The organism is Aeribacillus sp. SP014, from assembly GCF_054055575.1.
The window spans coordinates 2,803,716-2,822,255 of the sequence record NZ_JBSRXI010000001.1; the positions used below are offsets into that span (position 1 = coordinate 2,803,716).

An 18,540-nucleotide genomic window follows, 5' to 3' on the forward strand; every position below is an offset into this window, starting at 1 on the left:
ATAAAAAAATTTATTTCATTCATACTAAATAATGATAAAGTTTTTCACGCCGCCCTATTGGAAAAAAGACACATCCAACCTAGAGGTTTCATCTAATTTTTTGTAGAATAGTAATAAATAAAACTTTTCAATAGCTTTTTTATTATATAGATAGGCAGGTTGGTGCGTCATGAAAAACGAAAAGACTATGTATGGCGGGCAAGCGGTAATTGAAGGAGTTATGTTTGGAGGGAAGCATCATTTCGTCACAGCGATCAGGAGAAAAGACAATTCAATTGATTTTTTTCAATTGCCGCGAAAAAAACATCCTATATTATCCCGCTTCAAAAAAATTCCTTTTATTCGCGGAATTGCCGCCATTATTGAAGCAAGCGCAAACGGCTCCAAGCATTTAAGCTATTCTTCAGATCGATACGATGTTGATCCAGCCGATGATGAAAAATTATTGTCAGAAGAAAAAAAAGAGTCGAAGCTTTCACTCATTTTAGGAGCTGCTGCTGTCGGAGTGCTGTCATTTTTGCTTGGCAAATTTATCTTTACTTTAATTCCAGTGTTTATCGCAGAATGGTTCAGGCCGATCATCTCATCGGATGTGGGGCAAATTTTGCTCGAAGGCTTTTTTAAGCTTTTGCTGTTGCTTGCTTATATTTATTTCATCTCGATGACTCCTTTAGTAAAGCGTGTTTTTCAATACCATGGGGCTGAGCATAAAGTGATTAACGCCTATGAAAACGGGCTCGCTTTAACTGTTGAAAATGTACAAAAACAATCAAGACTTCATTATCGATGCGGTTCCAGTTTCATTTTGTTTACGGTTATTGTTGGAGTATTTGTGTATCTGCTCGTTCCGACAGACCCGCTTTGGCTTCGCGTTGTTGACCGAATCGCTCTTATACCGGTTGTTCTCGGCATTTCATTTGAAGTATTGCAGTTTACAAATAAGCTGCGGCATAAGCCTGTTTTAAAATATCTTGGTTATCCAGGACTTTGGCTTCAGCTGCTGACGACAAAAGAACCTACAGACGATCAAGTGGAAGTAGCGATTGCAAGCTTTCAAAAGCTGCTTTTATTGGAAGAAGAGACGGAAAAAATGGAGCGTATTGGTTGATTTGATAAACGAGAGCTTTTCTTTTTCTTGAAAATGACTGATGGAGGTGGCCTTTAGATGAATCGTTTTCCCGTCCATCCCGTATTCGCCGTTATCGCTACTTTAGAAGGTTTAGGGCTTATTTATATGCTCTTTTTCAATCCAAAGACTTTTTTCAAATTGTTTATTTGGGCGGTTGTCATCGGGATCATCATCCTCATTTATCGCTTAGTGATGAAAAAACGTACAAATAATGAGTATTCACAGTTTTTAAAAGCTGCGAAAAGATCGAAAAAAAGATTTAAAGACAAAAAGATACATCATGCTCAAAAGCACGTACTCCACAAAAAAAACAAAACGGCTATCTCTGCTAAAAGGCGGAGAGAAAACAATCATTTGACAGTCATCGAAGGTAAAAAAGGAAAAAAGAAAAATAGAGCTCTTTTCTAATAGGACCATTTTTTTAAAAAGGTTTCCGTTTTTTCTTTGCCGAGCTGAATTAATTCCTGTTTCTTCTCATTCGTAATTTTAAATTCCGTCGTTAAAATATTTTCAACCGGAATAAAAACGATGCTGCGTTCATGCCTTGTGGCAATATGCCTTGCATCGTGCGCTTCCTTCATCGTTTCAAATAACGCATGAAACATTGATAAAGCGTTTTTAATTTCATTTTTTGGCCTTTCCTCTATATGCGCGCTAAGCTGAAAACCGAGGATCGGTCTTTTTTTTATTTTTCCATCAAAAAGCCAAATCGGGAAATTGCTGAGCACTCCTCCATCGACAACAATACTGACGCCATCCTTCGTCCATAGTTTGACAGGTTCAAAAAAATACGGGAGGCATGAGCTCATTCTGACTGCCTTTGCAACAGAAAATCTATTAGGATTGATTCCATATTTGCTTAAATCGTCCGGCAATACAACAATTTTTCCGTTCGTAAGGTCGGAGGCAATCACACGAAGCTTTCCTTTCGGCAAATCTGCAAATGTTGAAACTCCTTTTGCTTTTAATTTTTCTTCCATCCATTCTTCTAAAAATTGTCCTTTATATAGTCCCATCCGCCAATAAACACTGATCCATTTCATGAGCATAAATGACATAATTCCTTTTCTTTTATCTAAAAACTTTCGCAGCTCTAAGCTGTCCATCAAAGAAAGGATTTCATCACTTTTGTAGCCGGCTGCAATGAGAGCGGCAATGATCGAACCGGCGCTCGTGCCAGCAACCCTGGCGAATTCAAATCCTTTTTCCTCCAAGGCCTTGTATGCTCCAATAAAAGCGAAGCCTTTGATCCCTCCACCAGAAAAAACACCGTCAATTTTCAAAGCATTCCCTCCTTACTATTCCGTTACTACATTTTAAGAAGGGAAAACGATGTTTAGAAGTTTGTTTTCAATAAAAGAATAAAGGGGGTGTCTAATAAGTCGTTTTTACGGCTTATGGACGCCCCCATTAATGTTTTAGAAACGTTGATATATCGGTGTTTATGATTTTTTGTTTTCAATGGGGATCTGACTTTCTGGACAGCCCCTTTATTATAATCCACATTTCAATTGGGCACCACATTTTGTACAAGTATTGCAGCCGCCGATTTCTTGAACCTTCCCTTCCCGGCAAACAGGACATGTATTGCCGACTTCGTTGCCATATGTGACATCAGTTGAGCGCAAATCTTGAACAGTGTTCATTAACACAACTTTGCCTTCATTTTCTTTCGTCGATTCCGGAATGTCGTCATTCAATACATTTTCTTCCGCTTTTAATGTCAGGACTTGGGTATCACGGCTTCCGTCTACATAAACAGTTCCGCCTTTTGCTCCGCCCTTCCATAGGCGCTCATATACTTTTTGCACTTGATCAACTGTATAGCCTTTCGGCGCATTTACTGTTTTGGAAAGGCTTGAATCGACCCATCGTTGAATGATGCATTGCACATCAGCATGAGCTTCAGGCGACAAGTCCATCGCTGACACAAACCAATGCGGTAAATGATTCGGATCAGCTTCCGGATGTTCATTTAAATATTCTTGAACGATATCCGCTTTTACTTCAATAAATTTGCCAAGACGCCCGCTTCGGTAGTATGAGAAGGAGAAATATGGCTCAAGACCTGTAGAAACGCCAACCATGGTGCCAGTTGATCCTGTCGGTGCTACCGTCAGCAAATGCGAGTTGCGAATACCATATTTTAAAATGTTTTCGCGAATATCTTCCGGCATTTTTTTCATATATCCTGTATTAATGAAGGCTTGTCTTAATTTTTGCGTCTCTTCTTCCGTTTCGCCGACTAGGAACGGGAAGCTGCCTTTTTCTTTTGCCAGTTCTATTGATGCCCGGTATGCGGTCGTTGCAATTACCTTAAACACTTCATCAACAAGCTTGTTGCCGTCCTCTGCTCCATATTCTTTTTCACAGTAGATAAGCAAGTCCGCCAAACCCATAACGCCTAAGCCGATGCGCCGTTCACCCAGCGCTTGCTTTTTGTTTTCTTCGAGAAAATAAGGCGTAGCATCAATGACATTATCTTGCATTCTGACGCCGATTTCCACAGTTCGTTTGAGCTTTTCATAGTCAACAGCTTTCTTTTCCTTGTCGACCATCTTCGCCAAGTTTACTGCTGCTAAGTTGCAGACGGAATATGGTGCAAGAGGCTGTTCACCGCACGGATTTGTTGCAACAACCTTTTGTCCGTATGCTCTTGCGTTCGTCATATCATTGGCATTGTCAATGAAGAAAATACCTGGCTCCGCTGAATAGGTTGCACAAATGTTAATCAGCTTCCAAAGCTCTCTTGCGCGAATTTTGCGGTACACGCGCACGCGATGCCCCATTTTCTCCCACTCGCGCACATCGCCAACTTTATGCCATTCTTCATTGTAAATCTTCATTTCTTCATCATTGTAGCTTTCCACATCTGGGAAGCGAAGCTCATACTCCCGATCTTCTTCCACTGCTTCCATAAACTCTTTCGTCAAGCAGACAGAAATGTTAGCGCCTGTTAAAAATTCCGGATTATGAACAGTATATGTTCCTCCGACTCGAAGCTTTAATTCCGCCTCTCTAATAACAGCGTCTGAAAAGCCTCCTTTGCCCGGAACATTTTTAAAGTTGACAATTCCTTGATACATGTCGCGCTCTTGCTGTGTAAGAGGAACAAATTTGAGCTTGTCTTCAGCCGCCTTCTTAATTCCTTCATCATTTGTATTTTCAATTAAGTAGCGCAAAATGCGCGGGTTTTGCATTTTGGAAACGATAAATTCAATGATGTCAGGATGCCAGTCGGCCAGCATAATCATTTGGGCTCCTCGCCGTGAGCCACCTTGTTCAACAAGATGGGTTAATTTTGCAATGTCATCCAGCCACGACACAGATCCTGATGATTTGCCGTTTACACCACGAGCTAATGTGTTTCTTGGTCTCAATGTTGAACCGTTCGTGCCGACACCGCCTCCGCGGCTCATAATTTCCATTACTTGTTTGCGGTGTTCAGAGATCCCTTCACGGGAATCTTTTACAAAGGGCATGACATAGCAGTTAAAATACGTCACTTCGGTTCCTGCTCCAGCGCCGTAAAGAACCCGGCCAGCCGGAATAAAATGCAGATTGACGAGCTCTTGATAAAATTTTTCAAACCATTCTTTTCTTTTTTCTTCTGTTTTTTCAACAGCAGCAAGACCTGTTGCATTTCTTTTAGCAATTTGTTCATAAAAAATTTCAAGCGGTTTTTCGATGACATCTAAAGAACGAACGATGATTCCCGTCTCCCGTTCTTCAGGCTTTTCAAGAGTATGACGAAACTCTTCTTCGACCTGAACCTTTGCCTTTTTATTTTCCCAATCAATTTCTTTAATGTAGCCTAGCCCTCTTGCAGGAAATTTTGGATCTTCCTTGATCGTCAGCACTACAAAATCGCCTTCAGATAGCGTAATTTTTTCAGTGTCTTTAAATGAATACCTGTCCAGCATTACAAGGCGCGAAACACCTTTGTGCGTGATTTTCATATCTTCCGTAATCGGATGCACCTGCGGGAAAAGGCTGATATCTTTATTCAGCTTCTCCACATCAATTTTCATTTTCTCATTCAGCGCCACTGTCATATTCACAACTCCCTTAAAAATATCGTACTTGATATACGTTACCACATTTAGATGATATTATCAACGAAAAAATTACAATATATTGTGCTAAAGAACATTTGTTTGCTCTATATATTGTATGATATACGCTATATTATGAAAATGTCAAATGTAAAACTAACCAAAAAAAGAAGCAAGGAAAAGAAAATCAATGATCTTAGAATCATTCCGGCGGTATTTGAAGAAATTTGTCAGTTGCAGTTTTTGAAAACACATCGGCACCTTAATTTACAAGCAACGATCCATTTCATTTTGATCATACAAAAAACGGCATGTTCGCCGCTTTATCTTCTAAAATTCCATTCTTCTGTTTCATATTTCTCTTTAGCCAGTTTTTTCACATACTCTTCTTGTTCGCTAGACAATTGGTACGGTCTCAGCTCAATATCAAGCCCGTATTCAAACCCTTTTTTAAAGGCGCTCCATGCCTCTTCCATTGTGACGGGAGTTTCTCTAAGGTCGTTGATCGCCACCGCTTTATTTTTAAAGTTTTTCTCTAATCTTTCCCTGACTCGCTCATTAGGATATTTAAACAAGTCGAACAGCAGCTTTTCATCTAAATCTAGCAATATCGAGCCGTGCTGCAGGATAACGCCTTTCTGGCGAGTTTGGGCACTCCCGGCAACTTTTCTTCCTTCAACTACCAGCTCATACCAAGACGGTGCATCAAAGCATACAGATGACCGCGGATTTTTCAAATGCTGTTTTTCTTCATCCGTTCTTGGAATTGCAAAATGAGCGTCTAAGCCTAACAAGCGAAATCCATGCAAAATTCCTTCCGAAATTACACGATAAGCCTCTGTCACGGTTTTGGGCATTCGCGGATGATCTTCGGATACGATGACGCTATATGTAAGCTCCTTGTCATGCAGCACGCCCCTTCCGCCTGTTGGTCTTCGTACAAAGCCAAGGCCGTGCCGTCTTACAGCATCCATATCAATTTCTTTTTCAACCTTTTGAAAATAGCCGATGGATAATGTCGGCGGATTCCATCCGTAAAAACGAATCGTCGGAGCGATTTTTCCTTCACTGTGCCAGTCCAATAAAGCTTCATCAAGAGCCATATTGTAAAAAGGGGATGAAAAGCCAGAATCAATATAATTCCATATTTCTTTTCCCATATCGCAACCCTCTTTATTTTATATTTGCTTTTTTAGTCTATCAAATGAAGAGGATATTGTTAAATAAAACGCCCGAAAAGAAATGACATTTCCATTCTTGTTTTATATAATAAATGTTGTCCAACAATCGTATGTATGTTCACATGAACTTCAAACAAATAAATTCAAACAAAGAAAAAGGAGTCGAACAAGCGTGGAATGGTCATTGCTCATTCTTGCAGCTATTATCATTTATTTTTTGGCCACATTTTTATATCAAAAAAAGATTATGAAAGGATTAACGGAGGAAGAATTTAAAGCCGGCTATCGGAAAGCGCAGCTCATCGATGTGCGGGAGCCGAATGAATTTGAAGGTGGCCACATTTTAGGAGCAAGAAATATTCCCCTTTCCCAATTGAGACAGCGCTATAAAGAAATCCGCCCAGACAAACCGGTTTATTTATATTGCCAGTCAAGTGCAAGAAGCGGGCGAGCCGCACAAATGCTGAAGAAAAAAGGCTATCAGGAGCTCTATTATTTAAAGGGCGGCTTTAAAAAGTGGACTGGAAAAATTAAAAAGGGGAAATAAAATCAAGTATAAAAGATAAGGATTCGCAAAACGCGAATCCTTACTTTTTTTCATATTTTAATATCGGATTTCTTGCTGCGAGTGTTTCATCGAGCCTTTTGACGACTGTTGTATGAGGAGCTTCTTGAACGATTTCCGGTTCTTCCTCCGCTTCTTTAGCAATTTGAATCATCGCTTCGATAAAGGCATCCAATGTTTCCTTCGATTCCGTTTCAGTCGGTTCAATCATCATGCATTCTTCAACATTGAGCGGAAAATAAATTGTCGGCGGATGATACCCGAAATCGAGAAGCCTTTTTGCAATATCAAGCGCACGGACACCGAGCTTCTTTTGCCGTTTCGCAGATAAGACAAATTCGTGTTTACAAATGCGGTCATACGGCATTTCGTAATAAGGCGCTAATTTTTTCAGCATATAATTCGCATTTAATACCGCATTTTCAGAAACCGCCTTTAAACCGTCCGGACCCATGGAGCGGATGTATGTGTATGCCCGCACATTGATTCCAAAATTTCCATAAAATGATTTTACTCGTCCGATCGATTGCGGCCTGTCTTCGTCGAAACGAAATCCATTTTCATCCTTAACGAGCACAGGCTTCGGCAAAAAAGGAATTAACTCTTTTTTCACACCGACAGGTCCTGAACCGGGACCCCCTCCCCCGTGGGGGCCTGTAAACGTTTTATGAAGATTTAAATGAACGACATCAAAGCCCATATCCCCTGGTCTCGCTTTGCCTAAAATTGCATTTAAATTCGCTCCGTCATAATACAATTTTCCTCCAACTGAATGAACAATCTCCGCCATCTCTACAATATGCTCTTCAAACAAACCGAGCGTATTTGGGTTTGTTAACATAAGAGCAGCTGTATTTTCTCCTACCACTCTCTTTAAGTCGTCTAAGTCGACAAGTCCGTTTTGATCAGATCGCACCGTGACAGTTTCAAAACCGGCAACGGTCGCTGAAGCAGGATTTGTTCCATGGGCTGAATCAGGTACAATCACTTGTGTTCGATGTTTTTCTCCATTTGCCTCATGGTAGGCGCGAATCATCATGAGCCCCGTCCACTCTCCGTGCGCCCCTGCAGACGGCTGCAATGTAACAGCATCCATACCTGTAATTTCTTTTAAATGTTCTGATAAATCATACATTAATTCCATTGCTCCTTGAACCGTCGCTTCATCCTGTAATGGATGAATATAAGAAAAGCCAGTTAATCTTGCCACATTTTCATTTATTTTCGGATTATATTTCATTGTACAGGAACCAAGCGGATAAAAACCGGAATCCACACCGTGGTTCCGCTTCGACAAAGCAGTATAATGGCGCATAATGTCAAGTTCTGATACTTCCGGCAGCTCGGCATCTTCTGTCCGCAAATAGTCACTAGGAATCAGCTGATCAATATTTTCCTCCGGTACGTCTAAATCAGGCAGGCTGTATCCGATCCGTCCCGGTTTTGATATTTCAAAAATTAACGGTTGATCCTTCATTGCCATCCCTCCAACTCGTTCACAAATAAATCGATTTCTTCTTTCGAACGAAGCTCTGTTACCGCTACAAGCATATGTTTTTCAAGTTCCGGATACGTTCTGCCAAGGTCGTAGCCGCCGATGATTCCCTTTTCGAGCAGCTTTTTATTGGCCAAAGAAACTGGTTTGGACAGCTTCACGACAAACTCATTAAATATTGGACCTTGAAACGGAATGGAAAAACCTTTCTTCTCAAACATCTTTTTCGCATAGTTTGCTTTTTGGATATTTTGATAAGCCATTTCTTTTACACCTGTTTTTCCAAGAGCAGTCATGGCAACAGAAGAGGCAAGAGCATTTAACGCTTGGTTGGAGCAAATGTTTGATGTAGCTTTATCCCTTCTGATATGCTGCTCCCTTGCCTGCAGAGTGAGAACAAAGCCTCGTTTCCCCTCTTCATCTACTGTTTGACCGACGAGTCGCCCAGGAATTTTTCTCATCAGCTCTTTTTTTACGGCGAAATATCCACAAGTTGGACCGCCAAAAGACATTGGAATTCCAAACGGTTGAACATCGCCTACTACGATATCCGCACCAAATGAACCAGGCGGTGAAAGCACACCTAAAGCAAGAGGATTGCTTGAAACGATCAATAAGCTTTTCTCGGAATGGGAGATCTCTTCGATTTGGTGAAGCGGTTCAAGTTGGCCGAAAAAATTTGGATGCTGTACAATGACTGATGCTACTTCGGCGTTCATCATTTCTTTTAATGCCTCTACATCGGTCACTCCGTTTCGGTAAGGGATTTCCACTACCTCAACGTTTTGTCCTTTTGCATAAGTTTTTAGCACATCTCTCGTTTCAGGATGCACCGTTTGCGAAACGAGCACCTTTTTCTTTTTTGTTTGACCTGCAGCTAATAATGCAGCTTCTGCTAAAGCTGTCCCTCCGTCGTACATCGACGAGTTGGCGACATCCATTCCTGTCAATTCACAAATCATTGTTTGAAATTCGAATATTGCTTGGAGCTCGCCTTGAGAAATTTCTGGCTGGTATGGCGTATAAGCCGTATAAAACTCTGATCGGGAAATGACATGATCGACAATTGCCGGAATATAATGGTCATACACTCCAGCTCCCAAAAAGGAAACGTTTGTTTTTACATCTTTATTTTTGGCAGCAAGTTGAGATAGCTCGCGAAACAGCTCGGTTTCCGGTTTCGCAGCCTTTATGTTGTATTTTCCTTTAAACCGTACACTTTCTGGAATGTCGGCAAACAGGTCATCGATCGATTCGACTCCGATCGCCTCCAACATCTCTTTTCGATCAGTTTCTGTCATCGGTAAATAGCGATGCTTCATCGAAAGCTTCTCCTTTCTTTATTTTCCATTTTTTGTTGGTCGTTTATAAAATGGAGTTGGTACTACTCTTGCTTTTAATCGTTTTGTCCGAACTTCCACCTCGATTTCATTCCCGATCTCCGAAAATTCTTTCTTGACGAGAGCGATTCCAATGCTTTTATTCAAAGTAGGAGAGTGCGTCCCTGATGTAACAACTCCAATTTGTTGATTTCCAGAAAACAATTTATAGCCTGAACGGGGAATGCCTTTTTCGATCATTTCCAAGCCGACCGCCAGCCTCGATACCCCTTGTTCTTTTTGTATTTGCAATACATCTTTTCCGATAAAATTCTCTTTTTTCGTAAGCTTCACTGCAAATCCGACTCCTGCTTCTATCGGAGTAATGTCTTCCGAAAGATCTTGACCGTACAACGGCAAAGCTGCTTCCAGCCGCAAAGTATCACGAGCGCCCAATCCGCATGGAACAACTTTTTCTTTATCTCCTGCTTGCAAAATCTTCTCCCATAAATAAACGGCGTCCTCACTTTGGCAATAGATTTCAAAGCCGTCTTCCCCGGTATAACCAGTTCGGGCAATGAGCGCTTTTTTACCTGCGATCTCAGCACTTTCAATAAATTCAAAAAATTTCAACTCAGATAAGTGTACGTCTGTTAAAGTTTGCAGCACCTTTTCCGCTTTCTGGCCTTGCAATGCAAGGAGAGCACAGCTTTCAGAAATATTTTGCAATTCAACATCTCCGTGTTTTTGAGACATGAGCCATTGAAAATCTTTTTGAATATTCGCTGCATTGACTACTAAAAGATATTTTTCCTCGTTTAGCCGATAAACGATTAAATCGTCTACACAGCCTCCATCTTCATAACACATAATTGTGTATTGAGCCTTTCCATCCCGAAGCTTTGAAACATCATTAGTTAATACCTTTTGCAAAAACTGAAGACTGTCTTTCCCTTTTACAATGATTTCTCCCATATGAGAAACATCAAATAGACCTGCATTGGTGCGGACAGCGTAATGCTCCTCTTTAATGGAAGTAAATTGCACAGGTAATTCCCATCCTCCAAAATTGATCGTCTTTGCTCGATATTGTTTATACACTTCAAAAAGAGGAGTGCGTTTTAATTCATTCATCATTTCCCCTCCTGATCTATTTTTTGCATCTAGTTTCTCTCAAAATTTTTTAGCTTAAAAAGCAGAAAAAAGGACAGAAAACGGCCTAGTATCGTCTTGTCTATTCCGATCGACAAGATTTTGCTACACCGTCTCTGTCCTTGCACCTGAAAGTTTACCTTAAAAAGGCTTTCCCCTTTGGTGGTTTGCACAATATGCAAACACTCTCCAGAGCTGCGTCAAACAAGAGTCTTTTTGCCTGAGAGATTCACATATGCTTGCTCCTTCGGCGCCTCACAAAGGAGGTCTCTCCCCTTGCTCTCATCCGCACATATTTTCTTGTAAATTGTGAAAAAATAACAAATGACATATTCGACAAAAAGGAAAAAGATGAGTAGAAAACAAAAGAAAAAGACTTCAAACGTATTTTAATCGTATCATCTTTAAACGGTTTCAGCAATACCTTTCCCAAATAATTTTAAAAAATCATTGTTAATTGTTCGTGTTTATAAAAATTTATAATCAAAAAACGGGACGGTTTTTGAATTAGCGATAAAAAAAAATGAACATTTCACTTTGAATATAAAAATAAAGGATAGGGTGTGGGCAATGAATATAAACATCCGCTATAAAACAACATGGGAAGAAGAATTTTTGCAAAGATTAAAGGAAGACGGTCCGTGGGCAAACTGGGAATTATACAAATTAGCTTATGAAGTTACGAATTATTTGTCCATTCCATCATTTGAAGGTTTAGTAGCTCCTTTGCATCTTGATCATGTAACCCCTCTTCCCCACCAATTGGAGGTCGCACAAACAGTAGTAGAAAAATTAAACGGAAAAGCTATATTAGCTGATGAAGTCGGTCTCGGCAAAACAATTGAAGCCGGATTAATATTAAAAGAATATATGATTCGCGGACTTGTCAAAAAAGTGCTCATCTTAGTTCCAGCTTCACTCGTCTCCCAATGGGTGAGGGAATTAAATGAAAAATTTTACATTCCTGCCGTTGAGCAAAAGAAAAGCTATGTTTGGGAGCAATGCGATGTTGTCGTATCTTCCCTTGATACAGCAAAAAGAAGCCCCCATAAAGAAATTATTCACAGATTGGATTATGACATGGTCATCATTGATGAAGCGCATAAATTAAAAAATAACAAAACAAAAAACTATGAGTTTGTTCAAAATTTAAAGAAAAAATTTTGTTTATTATTGACGGCAACGCCTATTCAAAATCGCATTGAAGAAATTTTCAACCTTGTTTCTCTTTTAAAACCTGGACATCTCGGCAATGAACAGCTCTTTCACGATATGTTTAAGAAAAAAGGACGGAATATTCGTGACGATGAGCATTTACGAGAACTTGTCAATAAAGTTATGATACGAAACCGCCGCATTGATACAGGAATTGAATGGTCAAAAAGACATGTGGAAACGATTTGGATTCAATTTTCGGAAGCTGAAAAGGCTTTATATGATGCCATCAGTCAAATTCGGTCGTCATTCTCTATTCCGACAAGCAGTTTCTCCATTTTAACGCTTCAGCGTGAAGCATGTTCGAGCAGAGAAGCAGTGTACATAACATTAAAAAAAATGCTTGATAAAAAGGATGAAGCTCCACAATTGCCTGAAAAGATCATTCGCAATCTAATGGGCTATATCGATCAAGTAACAAAAAATTCGAAAGCAGAAAAAACGGTCGAACTCATTCAAAACATTAACGATAAAGTGATTATTTTTACCGAATACCGGGCAACACAATTATATTTACAATGGTTTTTAAAACAGCACGGCATAACATCTGTTCCGTTCCGCGGCGGATTTAAACGCGGTAAAAAGGATTGGATGAAGGATTTATTTAAAAATAGAGCGCAAGTACTGATCGCGACAGAGGCAGGAGGGGAAGGGATAAATTTGCAGTTTTGCAATCATATCATTAATTATGATCTGCCTTGGAACCCGATGCGTTTGGAGCAGCGAATCGGGCGCATCCACCGTCTCGGACAAGAACGGGATGTGTTCATTTATAACATGGCGACAAAAAATACAGTAGAGGAGCATATCTTAAAGCTATTATATGAAAAAATAAATCTGTTTGAACGTGTTATTGGGGAATTGGACAGTATTTTAGCAAAACTTGACCTCCGCAATATTCATGAACATATAGAAGATATTATGATTCAGTCGAGTTCGGAAGGAGAAATGAAAATTAAAATGGAAAATTTAGCGGCTATTCTTAACTTTGGTGAACAATTACAACAGGCCGAGAATAACTGATTTCTTTTTTTCATAGCTGCTTGCAAAATTTTTAAATAGGAGGCGGAATGATGCAGCAGGCTCAAATTTCCACATTTTTAAAACGCTTTTTTCAGGCGACCAATTGTCCAATTATTGAAGAAAAAAACGGATATTTTACCGTTCAATTAACTGTTGAAATGGATAAAGAATTAATGAATCGGCCTTTTTACTGGCATTATTTAGAAAAAACCGGCGGAACTCCAAATCCGATGAAACTTACTTTCATCACGGATTCAAAGGAGGCTCCGGAAGATGTAAAAGGTGAATGGATTCATTTCGGATCGCCGAGACTGCACCAAATTTTTGCGGCAACGAAGAAAATGTCTTCTTATATTCGGTTATATGAACAGACAGCAGCTTCCAAAGCAAACGTGCCGCTGCACCCTTGGATTGGGATGAATGTAACGATTTCGTATATTTGTGACAAAAAGAAGGATCAAACTTATTCATTAGGACTGCATTTAATCAACGGAAGGATTGTTGAAAATTTTCAGGAGCAGCTAGAAAAAATTCATTTGACACCGAAAATTCCTGATTTTTGTTTTACCATTACGCCATTAATTACACCAAAAAGCGGATTAACTCGATTGAAGCATTACGTGATAAAAAAAATTGAAGAAGATGACCATCGGTGGGCGGAAGAAGCGAAAGAACGAATGAATGCCGATTTAGCATTGTTGGAGCATTTTTATGAAGATCTAGATGAAAAACCTTCTGTTTATTGGACAGAAAAGAAGGCGATTCAAGAGCTGTATGAACCGCGCATTGAAATAGAAGTCCACAATGGAGGAATTTTTTATTTATCATCGGATTCTATAATTCATTAAAATAAAATCAAGACGCAGAAAATACGCTCGAAATTGAATGATCTCATCACTTTTCAATAAAAAAGGAGCTGGTGAACGGCTCCTTTTCCTTTATTTCTTTTTCTTGATCAAAATTAAAAACGCCATCGGCAAAAATCCAAACCATCTCATTGATAATGGAAGACGATCTTTTTTCCGTTCCTCACGCCTTTGTTTCCTTGTTTCTTTTGGGGTGTCGATAAACTTTACAAACTGTTCGGTTACATATTTCACATAATCATTACCAGACATAAGCGGGCACCTCGAAATAAAATTTTTTTATATTATTTCCTAAACTCTGTTCATTTAAACAGACATTCTGGCAAATAAACGATTGGTTGAAGCTTTGATAAGGCGCTGAACGATGAAAGCTATGAATATTCATTCCAGCTCATAATCTGTTGATTGTTCAAATCATAATGAAAGTTTGCCGTATACTCGGTTCCTTTTATCGTCTTGCATGTAATGGAAATATTGACGATTCCGTTTTCTTTTTTCGTTCGTTTATACGAAATGGTTCCATTTGGGAGTTCAAGTATTTCCTGGGTATCAGAATAGTCAGCTTTTTTCAGCGAATATTGAACACCGGCAAGCATTAACGTTTCCTGCAAATAAAACTCTTTCGCATCATGCCGAAATCTTTGCTCTTGAATATATGAGGAAGCATATGCGGTAAGAATCATTATGCAAAGCAGAAATATGCCGATCGTCATTGGAAAAATATGACCATCTTCATTTTTCAATCAGGAATCACTCCTTTCACATCGCGAATGGTTCCTTCAAACCGCTTACCTTCTAAGCTTGTGATTTCAATTTTCACACCATGTGTTATTGGAATAAAATGAGCGGCTTGAACACCGCGCAGCACAATAACATGTCCTTTTCCGTCAACCTGATAGCGCAGCAAATCATTATATTGACTGAGTGTGACTACTTCTCCTTTTTGATTTTTATATTGTAAAACATTTTGCTTCACCATTATTTGTTGAGATGTTTTGATTTCACGATGAAGCTCAATTAGAAATAAATTCCACTCGCTTGGATGTAAATCTTGCTGCCTCGTATTCAATTTGAGAAAAAATGAGAGCATGGGTGCAAAGGAAGAGATGATGATGGTTGTCGCTAGAAAGGCTATCAGCATGTTTGCTGCCGTATATCCTTTATTGTTCATAAATGTAGCCGCAAACCTTTTGTTCTGCATTTTCATCCGAAAGAACACATAATTCAGCAAATTGCCCCTCCTTTCCCCACACCAGTTCGAACATCATCCCTTGCCGCTCAACTTGGCCATTTGTTTTTTTCTTTTCAAATACAAAACGTTCAAGTTCTTCTTTGAGCAGTTGATAAGCCAGCACAGATGCTGCTGCTTCTTTTTGCTGTTTCAATAAGGCTGTTGACACAGGGACCAGCGTCAGCGAAAGCAAACACCATATGGAAAATGCTATTAATATTTCTGTGATCGTATATCCGCTATAATTTTTCCACACGGAACCTTCCTCTCCCTAAATTAAAAATGATTTTGTACGTTTTTTTATCATACGAAATGAAGATTGTTCCAGCTTGATAAAAATAGCCGGAAGGAGAGTACTCGATTGGAAATTTTATGTTTCCTGATTCGACTTTTATGTTTTGATCGTATGCTCTTTCAAACAGTTCCCCTTTAAAGCCGGATCGTTCAGCTTCGTAGTAATGTTTGTCAGGATACCAAAACAAATAAATTTTTTCTTTATTAACGAATGCGTGCTGTTGTACATATAGCAAATCTTTTTCCAGTTGAACGAAAAATTGATCGATGACTTTTTCTCTGTAAATATTTGCTGCTCCAATCCATATAAAAGAGCTGATCAATAAAAAGATCGAAAGAACAAGAAGCATCTCCAGAACAGTAAAACCACTTTGCCTAGTTGCTCTTAATGACGTTTCCATTTGCATCAATTTCAATCTCATCACCATTTGGACATTTTCCAGAATTATTCGGCAAGTACCCTTTAGTGATTAAATCATTAATTGTTGGTGTTTGATGAAACTCCATTTCATATGCGACGACTTGACCCTGCACCATATCAATTAAACCTTCGCACCCTTTATTTTGAATATTTTTATTATGAGCCATAACATTCGGAATCGTTATAATAAGCAAAATCGAGATCACTAACAGTACAACCAGCATTTCCACCAATGTAAATCCATGTTCATTTTTCACTATTTTCATCCTCCTATACTTGACCCATCATTTGGTACATTGGAAGCAAAATCGATAAATAAATGATCAATACGAAGACCCCGATCATCAGAAAAACGACCGGCTGAATATAACTAATGATTCTCATTATTTTTTGTTCCATCCGCTCCAATACGAACCGGCTGTACATATACAACTCTTTAGACAATTGACCGACGGCTTGTCCATGTTGAACAACAGAGGAAAGTTCCTGTTCAAAAAATGGACTTTCAGCAAATATTATCTCTAGCGATTCTCCTTTCTTTAATTTCTCGATAAACAGATTGGCCTCTTCCCTATAAAAATGGAGAAAATGTTGTTCTTGAAACAGAGTAAAGCATTCAAAAACGGACAATCCTCCCTTCAACAAATTGCTCATTTGCAAAGAAAAATAGTAGCTGTGAAATAACCGCAAACCTTTTGACACGATCGGAATTTTCATAAGCAGCTTCTGTTTTTCAAGCGGAGGCTTTTTTCGGAAAGAGACCCAATAGTAGAAAAAAAGGAGCAATAAGAAACTAAACAAAATGAAAAAAAACGTTTTGATCCCTTGAATGGTAAACATGACAAATGTCAGAAAGAAGGAGGCGTTCAAATCAACTGCTTCATACATATACGAAAATTGCGGGGTAACGACTGCTTGGATGACAAATAAAATAATTAAAAGAAGAGCAATTAAAAAGAGCGGATAGCGGAGAACTTGAATAAATTTTTCCAAATGGAGGAGTTGTTTTTCCAGCATTACTGAGCTTTCTTTTAAAGCAAAATGTATATCACCATGCTTTTCAGCAAAGAAAAGATAGCTTAGTACATCTTGATGAAATCCAAGCTTCTCAAAAGCCGTGTATAGCGAATTTCCTTTCGTCAACATCTGTATACAAGTCTCAATATCTTGTCGGTATTTTTCTTTTACATGAAAACTCATAAAGCGAATAGCTTCATTTAATGCATACCCTTCTGAAAGCAGCTCACTCACTTTCTTCAAAAATTGTGCCTGCATCTTTTTGTTCCATCGATGCCTATTCATATTCAAACACCCAACGATCATATATGTCCGGATATAAATACCCAAGAGCGATTCCTTTTTTAATTACATCTTTTAACTTCATATAATCTAACTCACTCTGCTCCTCTCCTTTTGCTTCCCGAATAGCGGCGGTTAAATTTTTGCCGTAAAGAAGTTCATAGACCCCAATTCTCCTAATTTCCTTTAATTTTTTGCAATAAGGCGGGCAATTCCCTTTGCAAAACGGGCATATTAAATGAACGAGACGCTGCGCAGCAACAGCGATCAAAGTTTGCTCAATTTCGGAAAAGGTTACACCAAATTCTAATAATCGATAAATAGCTCCCTTTGCATCCCGCGTATGCATGGTGGTCAGTACTAAATGTCCGCTAAGCCCAGCCCGGACCGCAATCCTTGCTGTCTCATGATCCCGAATTTCACCGACCATAATGACATCCGGATCATGTCTTAATATTGCTTTTAACCCATTTGCATACGTAATTCCAGCTTTTTCATTGATCTGCACTTGAAGCATTTCATCGCTTTTCGTTTCCACAGGATCTTCAAGTGTGATGATGTTTCTTTTAAAATGTTTTTTTGCATAATGGAGAAGCGAATAAAGAGTGGTCGTTTTTCCCGAACCGGTCGGACCGGTAAGGATCAGGAGACCGTGAGAATGCTTTAAAAATGAAAGCATTTTTTTGGATTCTGACGGGAACAATGAAAGTTTTTCAGGCGATTGAATCGATTGCTCTAGCAATATTCGGATGACTAGACTTTCATCGAATACTGTAGGCAATGTCGATAAACGAAGATGCACCTCTCCGTAAATCGTATGGAAGGAGTAAGCACCGTTTTGCGGACGCCTTTTTTCGCCAATATCCATTTGGGCCATAAATTTAAAATGAGAAATTAAGCGTTCACAAATAGCTTTAGGCAGATGAAATATTTCTTTGATGTCATCGTCAATTCGAAATTGAATAACTGCTTTTTTCTTTTTCGGAACAATATGGATGTCTGAGGCACTAAATGAACACGCCAGTTCAATCAGTTTTTCGCTAAGCTTTTCAATTTCAATCATTCCATATCCCCCCTTTCTTTTCTTAGGATTCATCTTAACGAATTGAAGAGAAAAATGCGAACGTAGATAATGGATTTTTCTTTTCCCTTTCCTTTTGCAAAATTTAATTGAACATAACCGAAAAATAACAATTGTTTGCAAAGACTGTTTAGAAAACAATTTTTTGCTATAAACTCATAATTTTTGAACATTTTTTTACAACATGTTTGAAAACAAAGTGGATACAATAACA

Annotated in this window: 19 protein-coding genes and 1 riboswitch; of the genes, 5 read left to right on the forward strand and 14 right to left on the reverse strand. The window is 39.0% G+C overall.

Annotated features, from left to right (window positions below; all coding sequences use genetic code 11):
• The first annotated feature begins 169 nt into the window (after positions 1-169).
• Both ACVIJU_RS13680 and ACVIJU_RS13685 read left to right on the forward strand, forming a co-directional pair.
• On the forward strand, positions 170-1,108 hold the full coding sequence (locus ACVIJU_RS13680; RefSeq protein WP_066247604.1) for a DUF1385 domain-containing protein: 939 nt from the start codon (positions 170-172) through the stop codon (positions 1,106-1,108).
• A gap of 57 nt (positions 1,109-1,165) precedes the next feature.
• A complete protein-coding gene (locus ACVIJU_RS13685) occupies positions 1,166-1,537 on the forward strand; it encodes an SA1362 family protein (RefSeq protein ID WP_456687684.1) in 372 nt (123 codons plus the stop codon).
• Here the strand turns inward: ACVIJU_RS13685 and ACVIJU_RS13690 are convergent.
• The 3 genes from ACVIJU_RS13690 to ACVIJU_RS13700 form a co-directional block, all read right to left on the reverse strand.
• Positions 1,534-2,412 carry a patatin-like phospholipase family protein gene (locus tag ACVIJU_RS13690; protein ID WP_063388109.1) on the reverse strand — a complete coding sequence of 293 codons (879 nt, stop codon included), beginning with the start codon at positions 2,410-2,412 and terminating at the stop codon, positions 1,534-1,536. The two genes, ACVIJU_RS13685 and ACVIJU_RS13690, sit on opposite strands and share 4 nt — an antisense overlap.
• Positions 2,413-2,622: 210 nt before the next feature.
• Positions 2,623-5,184, reverse strand: coding sequence for a vitamin B12-dependent ribonucleotide reductase (locus ACVIJU_RS13695; RefSeq protein ID WP_063388108.1), 2,562 nt, complete (start codon positions 5,182-5,184; stop codon positions 2,623-2,625).
• A gap of 323 nt (positions 5,185-5,507) precedes the next feature.
• Positions 5,508-6,344 (reverse strand): lipoate--protein ligase family protein, encoded by an 837-nt coding sequence (locus tag ACVIJU_RS13700; RefSeq protein ID WP_063388107.1) that lies wholly within the window; start codon positions 6,342-6,344, stop codon positions 5,508-5,510.
• 193 nt (positions 6,345-6,537) lie between these two features.
• Between ACVIJU_RS13700 and ACVIJU_RS13705 the strand changes: the two genes are divergently transcribed.
• A complete protein-coding gene (locus ACVIJU_RS13705) occupies positions 6,538-6,912 on the forward strand; it encodes a rhodanese-like domain-containing protein (RefSeq protein ID WP_063388106.1) in 375 nt (124 codons plus the stop codon).
• A gap of 40 nt (positions 6,913-6,952) precedes the next feature.
• Here ACVIJU_RS13705 and gcvPB read toward each other — a convergent pair whose 3' ends face one another.
• From gcvPB to gcvT, 3 genes are read right to left on the reverse strand one after another with little or no spacing between them, the layout of a single operon-like run.
• Complete coding sequence (gene gcvPB / locus ACVIJU_RS13710; protein WP_130156377.1) at positions 6,953-8,413, reverse strand: aminomethyl-transferring glycine dehydrogenase subunit GcvPB; 1,461 nt, start codon at positions 8,411-8,413, stop codon at positions 6,953-6,955.
• Positions 8,404-9,747: an aminomethyl-transferring glycine dehydrogenase subunit GcvPA gene (gene gcvPA / locus ACVIJU_RS13715; RefSeq protein ID WP_456687685.1), complete on the reverse strand. Its 1,344-nt coding sequence runs from the start codon at positions 9,745-9,747 to the stop codon at positions 8,404-8,406. The genes gcvPB and gcvPA overlap by 10 nt, the downstream gene beginning before the upstream one ends.
• Positions 9,748-9,765: 18 nt before the next feature.
• The gene (gcvT, locus tag ACVIJU_RS13720; RefSeq protein WP_082829399.1) at positions 9,766-10,881 is read right to left on the reverse strand and encodes a glycine cleavage system aminomethyltransferase GcvT; all 1,116 of its coding nucleotides are present in this window, start codon (positions 10,879-10,881) and stop codon (positions 9,766-9,768) included.
• Positions 10,882-11,094: 213 nt separating this feature from the next.
• Positions 11,095-11,182: riboswitch (glycine riboswitch) on the reverse strand.
• Positions 11,183-11,466: 284 nt separating this feature from the next.
• On the opposite strand from gcvT, the gene ACVIJU_RS13725 reads away from it, so the two are divergent.
• Together ACVIJU_RS13725 and ACVIJU_RS13730 are read left to right on the forward strand one after the other, a co-directional pair.
• On the forward strand, positions 11,467-13,134 hold the full coding sequence (locus ACVIJU_RS13725; protein WP_456687686.1) for a DEAD/DEAH box helicase: 1,668 nt from the start codon (positions 11,467-11,469) through the stop codon (positions 13,132-13,134).
• A gap of 50 nt (positions 13,135-13,184) precedes the next feature.
• Positions 13,185-13,982 (forward strand): YqhG family protein, encoded by a 798-nt coding sequence (locus ACVIJU_RS13730; protein WP_327874155.1) that lies wholly within the window; start codon positions 13,185-13,187, stop codon positions 13,980-13,982.
• 90 nt (positions 13,983-14,072) lie between these two features.
• Here ACVIJU_RS13730 and ACVIJU_RS13735 read toward each other — a convergent pair whose 3' ends face one another.
• The 8 genes from ACVIJU_RS13735 to comGA form a co-directional block, all read right to left on the reverse strand.
• Complete coding sequence (locus tag ACVIJU_RS13735) at positions 14,073-14,252, reverse strand: YqzE family protein (RefSeq protein ID WP_130156369.1); 180 nt, start codon at positions 14,250-14,252, stop codon at positions 14,073-14,075.
• A 119-nt stretch (positions 14,253-14,371) separates the two neighbouring features.
• The gene (comGG, locus tag ACVIJU_RS13740) at positions 14,372-14,743 is read right to left on the reverse strand and encodes a competence type IV pilus minor pilin ComGG (protein WP_327874156.1); all 372 of its coding nucleotides are present in this window, start codon (positions 14,741-14,743) and stop codon (positions 14,372-14,374) included.
• Positions 14,740-15,231: a competence type IV pilus minor pilin ComGF gene (gene comGF, locus ACVIJU_RS13745; protein ID WP_133309105.1), complete on the reverse strand. Its 492-nt coding sequence runs from the start codon at positions 15,229-15,231 to the stop codon at positions 14,740-14,742. The genes comGG and comGF overlap by 4 nt, the downstream gene beginning before the upstream one ends.
• On the reverse strand, positions 15,161-15,487 hold the full coding sequence (locus ACVIJU_RS13750; RefSeq protein WP_063388097.1) for a hypothetical protein: 327 nt from the start codon (positions 15,485-15,487) through the stop codon (positions 15,161-15,163). The genes comGF and ACVIJU_RS13750 overlap by 71 nt, the downstream gene beginning before the upstream one ends.
• Complete coding sequence (gene comGD, locus ACVIJU_RS13755) at positions 15,471-15,932, reverse strand: competence type IV pilus minor pilin ComGD (RefSeq protein WP_066247587.1); 462 nt, start codon at positions 15,930-15,932, stop codon at positions 15,471-15,473. The genes ACVIJU_RS13750 and comGD overlap by 17 nt, the downstream gene beginning before the upstream one ends.
• Positions 15,901-16,212: a competence type IV pilus major pilin ComGC gene (gene comGC / locus ACVIJU_RS13760; protein WP_063388095.1), complete on the reverse strand. Its 312-nt coding sequence runs from the start codon at positions 16,210-16,212 to the stop codon at positions 15,901-15,903. The genes comGD and comGC overlap by 32 nt, the downstream gene beginning before the upstream one ends.
• A gap of 4 nt (positions 16,213-16,216) precedes the next feature.
• The gene (comGB, locus tag ACVIJU_RS13765) at positions 16,217-17,248 is read right to left on the reverse strand and encodes a competence type IV pilus assembly protein ComGB (RefSeq protein ID WP_456687687.1); all 1,032 of its coding nucleotides are present in this window, start codon (positions 17,246-17,248) and stop codon (positions 16,217-16,219) included.
• Complete coding sequence (comGA, locus tag ACVIJU_RS13770; protein ID WP_066247583.1) at positions 17,241-18,308, reverse strand: competence type IV pilus ATPase ComGA; 1,068 nt, start codon at positions 18,306-18,308, stop codon at positions 17,241-17,243. The genes comGB and comGA overlap by 8 nt, the downstream gene beginning before the upstream one ends.
• Between the last annotated feature and the right edge of the window lie 232 nt (positions 18,309-18,540).

Bases quoted from the DNA above. Each gene is read 5' to 3' on its own strand.
- ACVIJU_RS13735 (WP_130156369.1), bottom strand. From the start codon at position 14,252: ATGTCTGGTAATGATTATGTGAAATATGTAACCGAACAGTTTGTAAAG.
- ACVIJU_RS13695 (WP_063388108.1), bottom strand. From the start codon at position 5,184: ATGACAGTGGCGCTGAATGAGAAAATGAAAATTGATGTGGAGAAGCTG.
- gcvPA (WP_456687685.1), bottom strand. From the start codon at position 9,747: ATGAAGCATCGCTATTTACCGATGACAGAAACTGATCGAAAAGAGATG.
- comGB (WP_456687687.1), bottom strand. From the start codon at position 17,248: ATGAATAGGCATCGATGGAACAAAAAGATGCAGGCACAATTTTTGAAG.
- gcvT (WP_082829399.1), bottom strand. From the start codon at position 10,881: ATGATGAATGAATTAAAACGCACTCCTCTTTTTGAAGTGTATAAACAA.
- comGC (WP_063388095.1), bottom strand. From the start codon at position 16,212: ATGAAAATAGTGAAAAATGAACATGGATTTACATTGGTGGAAATGCTG.
- gcvPB (WP_130156377.1), bottom strand. From the start codon at position 8,413: ATGGCAATGAAGGATCAACCGTTAATTTTTGAAATATCAAAACCGGGA.
- comGD (WP_066247587.1), bottom strand. From the start codon at position 15,932: ATGCAAATGGAAACGTCATTAAGAGCAACTAGGCAAAGTGGTTTTACT.
- comGA (WP_066247583.1), bottom strand. From the start codon at position 18,308: ATGATTGAAATTGAAAAGCTTAGCGAAAAACTGATTGAACTGGCGTGT.
- ACVIJU_RS13685 (WP_456687684.1), top strand. From the start codon at position 1,166: ATGAATCGTTTTCCCGTCCATCCCGTATTCGCCGTTATCGCTACTTTA.
- ACVIJU_RS13680 (WP_066247604.1), top strand. From the start codon at position 170: ATGAAAAACGAAAAGACTATGTATGGCGGGCAAGCGGTAATTGAAGGA.
- ACVIJU_RS13730 (WP_327874155.1), top strand. From the start codon at position 13,185: ATGCAGCAGGCTCAAATTTCCACATTTTTAAAACGCTTTTTTCAGGCG.
- ACVIJU_RS13725 (WP_456687686.1), top strand. From the start codon at position 11,467: ATGAATATAAACATCCGCTATAAAACAACATGGGAAGAAGAATTTTTG.
- ACVIJU_RS13700 (WP_063388107.1), bottom strand. From the start codon at position 6,344: ATGGGAAAAGAAATATGGAATTATATTGATTCTGGCTTTTCATCCCCT.